This is a genomic window from Mycobacterium sp., assembly GCF_035314665.1.
Classification (GTDB): domain Bacteria; phylum Actinomycetota; class Actinomycetes; order Mycobacteriales; family Mycobacteriaceae; genus Mycobacterium.
On record NZ_DATFZD010000155.1, the window covers coordinates 1 to 9,991 of the forward strand.

The window sequence follows — 9,991 nt, forward strand, 5'->3', positions numbered from 1 at the left end:
TCCATACCGGTTGCGCACCAGCGGCATTGGCCGCAGACAGCGACGAACGACATCACCACGTGGTCGCCGGGATCGAAATCGGTGACGCCGTCGCCGACCTCGCGCACGATGCCCGAACCCTCGTGGCCGCCGATGGTGGGAAACATCGTGGGCAGACCCATCGCCCGCAGGACTTCGTTGGGGGCCGCCATGTCGCCCTTGAGGATGTGGTCGTCGGAGTGGCACAACCCGGCGGCGGCCATCTGGACCAGAACCTCGCCGGCACGAGGCGCGTCTAGCTCGAATTCCTCGACGGACCAAGGGCCGCCGACGTCATGCAGGATCGCCGCGCGGCTTTTCATGATGCCGGGGTGAAGGTGACCGGAAGCTTGTTGGGCGAACGGAACGTGTGTCCGACGATCTTGGACTCCGCGCCCGTGCCGTCGTCGGCAACGAACGCCAGGTCCTTGACGCGATCGAGCAGGCTGTTCAGCATCACCCGGGTCTCCAGTCGGGCCAGGTGCATGCCCAGGCACATGTGGATCCCGCCGGCGAACGCGATGTGCGCGTGCCGCTGCCGGTGGATGTCGAATGCGTTGGAGTCGGGCCAGCGGCTTTCGTCGCGGTTGGCAGAGCCCATGCAGATGTCGACCTGTGCGCCGGCTGGGATTGTCTTGCGGCCCATTTCGACGTCCTCGGTGGTGGTCCGCATGACCATGGTCAGCGGAGTCTCCACCCGTAGCCCCTCCTCGATCGCGGTCGGTATCAGCGAGCGGTCCTGCTGGACCATCGCCAACTGCTCGGGGTGGGTCAGCAACAGGTACAGCAGGTTGCCCGAAGACCGGTAGGTCGTCTCCAGGCCCGCCGGCAAAAGCAGGCGCAAGAAAGCGATGATCGCCTCGTCGGTTAGCTTCTCGCCGTCGATCTCGGCGGCAACGAGGTCGCCGATGATGTCGTTGGTGAGTTTGCGACGTCGTTGCTCGACCTGGTTGAGGAAGTAGCCGTGCAACTCGTTGGCCGCAGTCAACCCCGCCATGATGTCGGTCGGGATCGAGATGAGGTCCAGCGACAGCCGCCGGAACATGTCCAGATCCTCGCGCGGCAGCCCCAGCAGTTCGGAGATGATCCGGGTCGGAAACTCGAACGTCAGCGCTTTGACCAGGTCGGCGTGGCCCTCGTCCTTGATTTCGTCGACCAACTGGTCACAGACCGGGCCGATGACCGATGGCTCCCAGCGCTCCAGCGCGGTCGCCCGGAAGGCCTTGGCCACCAAGCTGCGATGATCGTGATGCTCCTTGCCGCCCATCGCCAAGATGGTGTGGCCCATGACCAAACCGATCGTTTTGTCGTATTCGGCGGACGTGAAGACGCGGTCGTCGCGGAACGCGCGGAACACGTCGTCATAGCCGAACAACACCCACTCGTCGCCCGGCCGCAGTTCCTCGGGCATCTGTTCGTGATCCATGAATGCGCCGTGCCACACCGGATCGGTGCGCCGCATGTATTCGAAGAATATGTAGGGGCTGGTTTCGCCGGTGAGGTCGAGGGTGACGGGCTCGTCAGGATCGGTGCGCAGCGTCATTGCCGCTCCTCGTTGGTGGCTGGGCGCTCATTTCGATTGTCGCTATCATTGCATAAATAGCAACGAAGCCCAATGGGTTGTGGCGGTTACCGTAACGGGGACAGTATTGACCTGCATGATCGTCAGGGAGGCGGTGATCCGGCCGTGCTGAAACGCCGATTGGTCTGCTCCCTCGACGAGTTGCCGCCGGGCGCGATGAAGCTGGTCGATGTCGGCAAGTTCGGCGTGGGTGTCTACAACGTGCGCGGGTCTCTGCATGCGATCGTCAACTACTGCTCGCACGAGGGTGCGCCGTTGTGTCTGGGATTCGTCGGCGGAACCAACGAGGCCGACCCCGGCGCCGCGGACGGGCTACGGCGCACTCGCGACGGGCAAATCGTTCGGTGCCCCTGGCACAACTGGGAATTCGATATCACCACGGGCTGCAACGTCGCCGATCCGCGGCGGCGCGTTCGCACCTACCAGGTCGATGTCAGCGATGGCGAGGTGTACCTGACCGCATGATCGTCGATGCCAACGTTCAACCGCATTTCCGAGATAACGCCGAAATTCGGCGTTATCTCCCCGCCGCACACCAACTGCGGGCGATCCCCGATGTTGAACAACAGTGGTATCAGGCCCCGGGCGGCGACTATCGCCAAGACCTATACGGAGAGCACTATCCGGGGTCTGATCCGGAAACCGTTGCCCGCCATCTTTTCCACGACACCGGTGTGCAGTACGCCATCTTGAACCCGTTGACCCGCGGCAACATTGCCGACTATCTGCTCAACAGCCGAATCTGCGCCGCGGTCAACGACTGGCTGCTCGACCGATGGCTGGAGCCAGACAGCACCGACCGTTTCCGCGGCAGCATCCGGGTCAACCCCGAAGACCCCAAGGGTGCGGTGGCCGAGATCGAACGCCTTGCCGCACATCCGAAGCTGGTTCAGGTCGGCGTACCGATGCAATCCCGCGAGCCCTACGGCAAGCCGGTGTTCGAGCCGATCTGGGAGGCCGCGGCCGCCCACCGGTTGCCGGTTGCGGTGCACATCAACGGCGGCAACGGCGTCGATTATCCACCCACGTTCGCCGGCCATGCGCACACCTACCCCGGCTACGCGGCCTTCATGCCGCTCAACTACTTCGTGCACCTCGCGACGCTGATCGTCGAAGGCGTCTTCGGCCGGCAACCGGATCTGAAATTTGTATTCGCCGACGGCGGATACGACATCCTCACCCCGCTGATATGGCGGCTGGACACTTTCTGGTTGTCGATGCGCGACCAGACGCCGTGGGTGGACCGCTATCCCAGCGAGTACCTGCCCGCCCACGTGCGGTTCTGTTCGTCGGCGTTCGACGGGCCAACCGACACCGATCAGATGCAGCGCTGGATGGACTTCACCGGCAAGGCCGACCTGCTGATGTATGGGTCGAGCTACCCGCACTGGTCGACGTCGCCGCCGGACGTGGCGGCCGCGGGTCTCGACGGCGCACAATGCGACAAGGTGTTGTGGCAAAACGCCAGCGAGCTCTACGGGCTTGCAGTTAAGGAGACATCGCGATGACCATCATCGAACGGGTCGAGCCGCAGACCGAGATCGCGGTCGCCATCGTCGACACCGATGTGCACCCGCTGCCCGTCTCAACCGACGTGCTCAAGTCGTATGCGCCTGCCGAATGGGTCGACAGGATCTGGCCGGCCGGAAACGCGGTCAGCCCGGTGCCGCATTTCTACGACACCCCCGATTCGTACAAGACGTCGTCGCTGCGCATGGACTCGTGGCCACCCAACGGGGGAGTCGCCGGTAGCGATCCCGACTACGCCGCCAAACAACTGCTGATCGACGCCGGCGTCGGCATCGCGTCATTGGAGCCGATGTGCGACGCGCAACTGCCGCAGGCCGAGCACGTGCTGAAGTCCACATACAACGACTGGCTCGCCGACGTCTGGCTGGACCAGAACAACGCGCATGGCCGCTGGCGTGGTTCGATCAGCGTCAGCGCGCAGGTACCTGAGCTGGCGGCGCGCGAAGTCGAGCGGTGGGCGGGCCATCCATACATGGCGCAGGTGCTGATGACGCCGCAGACACGTGGAATCCCGTTCGGCAACCCGCATTTCGATCCGCTGTACGAGGCCGCATCTCGCAACGGTTTCCCGGTGGCCACCCACTTGATGGGGCAGACGCCGTTCGAGCTGATTCCGCTCTATCCGGTCGGGAATCCCGCGCACTGGCACGATTTCTTCGCCTCGTGGCCGCTGCTGTACGTCTCGCATTTGATGAGCCTGGTCTTCGACGGAGCTTTCGACCGGCACCCCGATCTGCGGGTGGTATTCATCGAGGGCGGCTTCACTTGGGCGATGCCGGTGCTGTGGCGGATGGACCGGATCTGGGAAGCCCGCCGCGCCGACTTACCGCACGTCCGTCGCCGCCCGTCGGAGTACGTCCGCGAACACGTCCGGTTCACCACCCAGCCGCTGGAAGACGCCGACGTCAAACCATTCCGCGAGTATCTGGAAATGATGGACTTGGGCGACAACCTGATGTTCTCGACCGACTATCCGCACTGGAGTTATGACTCGCCGGCCTATGCGATCAACCGTTTCCCTGCGGCCCAGCGGGAGCGCATCATGCGCGGCAATGCGACCGACCTGTACAGGTTGCCGGCGACCGTCAAGGCCCTGCCCGGGGAGCAGCCGCCGGTCAGCGTCAGTTTCGAGTGACGCCGTGACCGCGTCAGCCGCCAGCCTGAGCGCTCTGGTCGGCGAATACGACGCGAAGTGGTCGGCCCTGGATTTCGCTGGGGTCGCCGACCTCTGGGAAGACGACGCGCCGCAGCCGGTGTATATCGGCGACGAGTACGCAATGCCGCTGATTGGCACCGATGAACTCGAGCGGCACTGGGCACGAGTCGCCGGACGCCTTAAGCGCGCGTCGGTGTCGTCGCAGCTGCGGTCCGCCGATCTGTTTGCCGACGGCTTCGCCCGCTGCGTCGTGTTGAGCCGATGGAGCTTCACCGGACGCGAATCCGACGTCGAGCACAGCGGCAGCAGCTGGATCACCTGGATGCTGGTGGCGCGCGGCGAGCAGTACCGCATCTTTCATCACATGGAGTCGCAGATCTACCTTGACGATGGTTTCGCTGACGATCGGTCGAGACGCCGGAAAGATGAGACAGCATGACGACCGAGACCGATCGCGCCCGGCCCGCAGGGCCTAGAGGAATTAGCCGGATCGACCCGGCGCTGCGCGATGCCGCAGCCAGCCTCGACATCGTCGAGTTCCGTGCGGAGTCACTTCCGGCCGAGCGGGAGCGTGCCGACCGGTTGGCGGCCGAGCGCGCGGCGGCCGTCGACACCGGCAGCGTCGAGATCGAAGACCGTGCCATGACCGGACCTGGGGGCCGGCGGCTCGGCCTGCGCCTCTACCGCGGCCTGACCAAATCGCCCGCGCCGCTGGCGGTGTATGCCCATGGCGGCGGCTTCGTGACCGGCAACCTCGATACCGACCATGCGCACTGTGTGGACCTGGCCCGCGCCGCCGGCTGCCTGGTCGTGTCGGTCGACTACCGGCTGGCGCCCGAGCACCCGTGTCCGGCGGCACTCGACGACGTCGAAGCAGCGTTTCGCTACGCCGTCGACAACAGCGACCGCCTTGGCGCCGACGGCACCCGCGCAGTGCTGATGGGCCGGGACGCGGGCGCGGCTCTGGCCGCGGCATTGGCCCAGCGCGTGTTCGACCATGAGGGCCCGCGGATCCTGGCCCAGGTGTTGCACCAGCCGATGCTCGACTCCGATGCGACGCCGTCGCGCCGGGAATTCCAGCGCACGCCGGGGCTCAACGGCCCCGCCGTGAGCCGCGCGTGGGGCCACTACCTCGGTCACAGCGGCGCGACCGCCCAACACGTACCGGCCCACCGAGCGAACCTGGAGGGGTTGCCGCCGGCCTTCATCAGTTGCGCGGAGATCGACCCGTGTCGCGATGAGGCCATCGACTATGCGCGCCGCCTGCTGCACGCTTTCGTTCACACGGAATTGCACGTCGTCGCGGCCACATTCCACGGGTTCGATTCGACGGTGCCGGAGTGGGTGGTCTCGCGGGAAAGCGCCGCGCTGCACGCTCAGGTGCTTCGCCGCTCGTTCGCCATCTAGCTGCGGCCGACGACGATGCACGCCGCGGAGCGGCGTGAGGAGAAGTCGGCCAATCAGCGGGGACTCAGATCGGCTGAAACTTGTTGATCAGCCACGTCCCGTTCACCTTCGTCAATGACACCAGCACGGTGCTTGACGCCATCGCCGGATCGGGCCGCTCCTTGCTGACGGTGGCCTGGTTGACGAAGAGCAACACGACCGCCGAATTCGGGTGCAGTTCGGACGCCGCCGCGCCCACGACCTGGGCTGTCGTTGTCAGCGCCTTTTCCTTTGCGGCCGGGGTCACGATCTCCCGGGTGAACTGATCGTAGTAGTTCAGGAAATCCCCGGTGAGATGGGATTTTGCGGCGGCGAAGTCCTCGTTGAGGGTGTCAGGTTTGTAAGACAGCAATGCGACAACGCCGTCGCGCGCGGCGTTGACGGCGCTTTGAGCGGCGGCGGTGTCGGTTTGCTCATCGGGCCGGTACTGCTTGACGTACAGCCATGCCGCGAGCGCACCGGACACCAGGAGAAGCAGGATGAGAGCCAGCGGGCCGACTTTGACGTGTCGGCGGCGCGCAACCTTGCCGCCGATCCATGAGGTCAGGTCGCGCTCGGTCGTGTCGCCTTCGCTGTCCGCTTCGTCGTCGGTTGCGGTCTTGTCGATTTCCACTCCGTCGCTGGGCTCCAGATCGGGCGAGCCCTCGACGTCGTGTTGCTCGGTTTTTTCGTCCGCGCTCATAGCACGAACTCAACTTTCGAAATCTTCAGCTGATCACCGTCTCGGACCACTGACACCCGGAACCGAAAGGCCCGGGGATCATCTTTGGCGCCAGCCGAATTGGTGACCCGTTCGTTAGCCATGACCAGAACCACCGCGGAATCTTTACCCATCGACTCAACCGCGGCGGCCGTGACCGACCCTTCGGTGACCGCTTTGGAATCTTTTACCACCGACGCGAAATCGTCAGCGCGGCGCTGGAAGTCGTCCCTGAACTCGCCGGTGGCGCTGTCGAGTACCCGCTGTACATCTTCCTTGGCCTTATTGAAGTCCAGTGACGTCAGGTTGACTACGCCTTGTCGGGCAGCAGCGCTGTAAGCCGCGGATCGCTGCCGTTCCGCTTGGACGGTGTGGTGATGAAACAGCATCCATCCGCTCGCTCCGAGCAGAGCACAGATGGCCACGATGGCGGCAGCGGTGATGAGCGTCGATAACCCCGGTATCCCCGGTACCGGCAACCGCCGCCGGGTTGACTCGGTCGACGTCTCGGGTGACTCCGGCGCCTCGGACGGCTGCGCTGTCTTGGGTTCTTCGGGAGTTTCGGGCGTCTCGGTGGTGGCGTCGGCGGCTTCGACGGCGGTGGTGTCTTCTGCGGTGTCCTCGGCATCCTCGTCGGCCCGCGCCTGCGCCTCACGCCGCAATTTGATGGCCCGGGCGCGTGCGCGCGCCGCCGCAGCCAGCGCTTCTGCCTCGGCGGCCTCCGCCTCGGCCTGCTCGGCCAATGCGATCGCGTCCGCCTTCGCCTTGGCGGAATCCTGCGGCCGCTCGCCCACGTCAGCCATAGTGACTACAGCTTCTCGACGTCATTATCGACTGAACTCCGGTATCTCTTACTGTATTGCTCATTGCTACCATCGAAGGCACCAGTGAACCCTGACTGGGATCGAATCGGACGGGAAGGTCCAGCCAACATCATGACTGCCGTCGATTCCCCCGAAAAGATACTCTTCGCTTCCACCACCCAAGCTTTTCTCCAAAAAGAGGTTCCGTTGAGCCGGGTGCGTGAGCTGCACGCGGACGGCGTCTCGTTCGACCCGGCCTGGTGGCAGCGGGCCGCTGAGCTGGGTTGGACGGCTTTGCTGGTTCCCGAGGAACTCGGTGGCGGCAGCGTCTCGGGCGACGGTGTCGCGGATCTGGCGATGGTCGCCGAGCAACTCGGAAAGACGGTGGCGCCGGGACCGCTGTATCCGGTGAGCACGGTGCTGGCCGCGCTGGTGGACTGTGCCGAACACGAGTCCCATGCGGACACGATCGAGTCATTGATCTCCGGCGAGACGGTGGCTTGCTGGGCCGTCTACGAGCCGGGGCAGGGCTGGGCACCCCATGAGCCGTCGCTGACCGCCACGTCAACCGATTCGGGCTATCGCATCGACGGTGTCAAAGACCGCGTGGAGGCGGGCGCGCAGAGCGACTTGCTGCTTGTGGTGGCGCGGAGCGACGACGGCGTGCGCCAATTCCTGGTACCCACCAAGGCCTCCGGGGTGCAGGTCGAGCCGCAGCGTTCGATCGATCTGGTCAAGCAGTACGCCCGAGTGCATTTCGACGGTGTGGAGGTCGAGCACAGCGCCGCCGTCGGCAGCGCTGCCGAGACCGCCGGACTGATCGACCGCCAGAGCCAAATCGCGCAGGTGCTGCAGTGCGCCGAAGTGGTCGGCATCCTGCAGACAGTTTTCGACTTCACCGTCGCGTGGGCATTGGACCGGCACACCTTCGGCCGCCCGCTGGCGTCCTACCAGGCACTCAAGCATCGCTTCGCCGACATGAAGATGTGGTTGGAGGCGTGCCGGGCAACGACGGCCGCGGCGGTGGCCGCCACCTCCGCCCGGTCAGCCGACGCGGGTTTGTCGGCCAGCATCGCCAAGTCGTATGTCGGGGAAATGGCCACCGAGATCGTTCAGGGCTGTGTGCAGATGCACGGCGGAATCGGTGTCACCTGGGAACACGACCTGCACGTGTACTTGCGGCGAGTTGCGTTGTACCGGTCCATGTTCGGCACACCCGAAGAGCACAATCTGCGCGTGTACCAGTGGCAGGAGGCAGGAATCGAAGCCCCGAGGTCTGCTTGTTGACGTCCACCTGTGGCTGAAGCCAGAGGATTCCAAACCGTCCCACTACCTATGCGGCAGGAGAGCACGATTGAGGTTCACGGTTCGTAGACCGGCTAGCGCCGAGGTCTCCCCGTGCTGTCACCGCCCGTCCGGCGGCGATGTTGCGTGCAGCGTTCACGTCGGCGTTGCACGGACCCGTGTTGCAGGCTTGGCACGCGAATACCGCTTGGCTCTTACGGTTTCCGGGCGCGGTGTACCCGCAATCGGCGCATCGTTGCGACGTGTACGCGGCCCGGATGCGCTCGACCCGACCAGAGGCTTTGTGCTGCAAACGCGCAGTGAACAGGCCCCAACAGCTGCGGCTGATACCCCGGTTGAGGCCGCGTTTGGCGGCAACGCCTACACCGGGCTGATCCACGGTTCCCCGTGCAGAGCGGGTCATCGCACGCACATCAAGCGCCTCAATGCGGATCGTGTGGAACCGTCGCGCGAGATCAGTGGTGGCTTTTTCGACCCAGTCTTTGCGTCGGTCGGCTTCACGGGCCTTGAGTTTTGCGATCGCGCGTTGGGTGCGGGCTCGCCGGTTGGAGCCACGCTCGGCGCGGGCCAGGCGCTGCTGCAGCACCTTCAACCGCTTGGCCTCACTGGGGCTCAGGCCAGGGGCGTGCAGCAGCTCACCGGTCGACAAGGCGGCGGCCACCGCGACGCCGCGGTCGACACCCACCACCGAGCCATCGCAGGGCCCAGGAATCGGTTCCGGTGCGTGGGCGAACGCGATATGCCAGCGGCCCGCCCGATCACGCGTGATGCGATAGGACTTCACGCCTTCCGGAACCGGCCGCGACATAACGAAGCGGACCCAGCCGACCTTGGGCACCCACACCCGGCCGAACCGCCGGTTCAGACGCTTGACGTGATGGGCTTTGACCGCTACCTGCCGGAAGCCCTCATGGACACCGGCTTTGCGCCACGTCGGTCGACGATGGGTGCCGTTGAAAAAGTTACGCATCGCTTGCGCGAAATCCCGCAACGCCTGCTGCTGCACCGTCTGCGACCCGGCTGCCAGCCAATCGTATTCGGCGCGGGCCGCGGTCAACTGGCCACATTGCTCGTTGTACCCGGGCGCTTGGCGGCCCGGCTGCCAGCGCTGCTGTTGCTCGACCGCCAAGTTCCACACATAGCGGGCGTGGCCACAGTGTTCGGCCAACACCACCGCCTGCTCGGCAGTGGGAAGCAGCCGATAGCGCGCCATTCCTGCAACCTAGCCATCACCACCGACAACCCTCCGAAAAGAGATGCGGCGTCTCCTCCCCCGGCCAAATCCAGGGGTTTCCACGCCGCGACGAGCCGATGACCGAGGCTGAACTGGCATCCACCGACGTGGAATCCATCGACGATTTCCGTGCCCGGGCCAGAGCATGGCTGGCCGACAACATGCCGCCCATCGATCCCGCGCATCCGCCGGCCGCCCACCGCGACGAAGAGCGCTG

11 protein-coding genes are annotated in these 9,991 nt (G+C 65.2%); 6 read left to right on the top strand and 5 right to left on the bottom strand.

The window, feature by feature from the left end:
• Positions 1-341 (bottom strand): alcohol dehydrogenase catalytic domain-containing protein (locus VKI00_RS12460; protein ID WP_324437765.1); only part of this gene is annotated, 341 nt, incomplete at its 3' end.
• Positions 338-1,561: a cytochrome P450 gene (locus VKI00_RS12465; RefSeq protein WP_324437766.1), complete on the bottom strand. Its 1,224-nt coding sequence runs from the start codon at positions 1,559-1,561 to the stop codon at positions 338-340. The genes VKI00_RS12465 and VKI00_RS12460, both read right to left, overlap by 4 nt.
• Positions 1,562-1,705: 144 nt before the next feature.
• Between VKI00_RS12465 and VKI00_RS12470 the strand changes: the two genes are divergently transcribed.
• From VKI00_RS12470 to VKI00_RS12490, 5 genes are read left to right on the top strand one after another with little or no spacing between them, the layout of a single operon-like run.
• Positions 1,706-2,065, top strand: a complete 360-nt coding sequence (locus tag VKI00_RS12470; RefSeq protein WP_324437767.1) for a Rieske (2Fe-2S) protein — start codon at positions 1,706-1,708, stop codon at positions 2,063-2,065.
• Complete coding sequence (locus VKI00_RS12475) at positions 2,062-3,108, top strand: amidohydrolase family protein (RefSeq protein WP_324437768.1); 1,047 nt, start codon at positions 2,062-2,064, stop codon at positions 3,106-3,108. The genes VKI00_RS12470 and VKI00_RS12475 overlap by 4 nt, the downstream gene beginning before the upstream one ends.
• Positions 3,105-4,265, top strand: coding sequence for an amidohydrolase family protein (locus VKI00_RS12480; protein ID WP_324437769.1), 1,161 nt, complete (start codon positions 3,105-3,107; stop codon positions 4,263-4,265). The genes VKI00_RS12475 and VKI00_RS12480 overlap by 4 nt, the downstream gene beginning before the upstream one ends.
• A gap of 4 nt (positions 4,266-4,269) precedes the next feature.
• Positions 4,270-4,725, top strand: a complete 456-nt coding sequence (locus VKI00_RS12485) for a hypothetical protein (RefSeq protein ID WP_324437770.1) — start codon at positions 4,270-4,272, stop codon at positions 4,723-4,725.
• Positions 4,722-5,693: an alpha/beta hydrolase gene (locus VKI00_RS12490; protein WP_324437771.1), complete on the top strand. Its 972-nt coding sequence runs from the start codon at positions 4,722-4,724 to the stop codon at positions 5,691-5,693. Before VKI00_RS12485 ends, VKI00_RS12490 begins: the two co-directional genes overlap by 4 nt.
• A 64-nt stretch (positions 5,694-5,757) precedes the next feature.
• Here the strand turns inward: VKI00_RS12490 and VKI00_RS12495 are convergent, their stop codons facing one another.
• Positions 5,758-6,414, bottom strand: coding sequence for a hypothetical protein (locus tag VKI00_RS12495; RefSeq protein WP_324437772.1), 657 nt, complete (start codon positions 6,412-6,414; stop codon positions 5,758-5,760).
• Positions 6,411-7,235, bottom strand: a complete 825-nt coding sequence (locus VKI00_RS12500; protein WP_324437773.1) for a hypothetical protein — start codon at positions 7,233-7,235, stop codon at positions 6,411-6,413. Before VKI00_RS12500 ends, VKI00_RS12495 begins: the two co-directional genes overlap by 4 nt.
• 132 nt (positions 7,236-7,367) lie before the next feature.
• Between VKI00_RS12500 and VKI00_RS12505 the strand changes: the two genes are divergently transcribed.
• Complete coding sequence (locus VKI00_RS12505) at positions 7,368-8,522, top strand: acyl-CoA dehydrogenase family protein (protein ID WP_324437774.1); 1,155 nt, start codon at positions 7,368-7,370, stop codon at positions 8,520-8,522.
• Between the two features lie 46 nt (positions 8,523-8,568).
• Here the strand turns inward: VKI00_RS12505 and VKI00_RS12510 are convergent, their stop codons facing one another.
• Complete coding sequence (locus tag VKI00_RS12510) at positions 8,569-9,753, bottom strand: transposase (protein ID WP_324437775.1); 1,185 nt, start codon at positions 9,751-9,753, stop codon at positions 8,569-8,571.
• Positions 9,754-9,991: the final 238 nt, after the last annotated feature.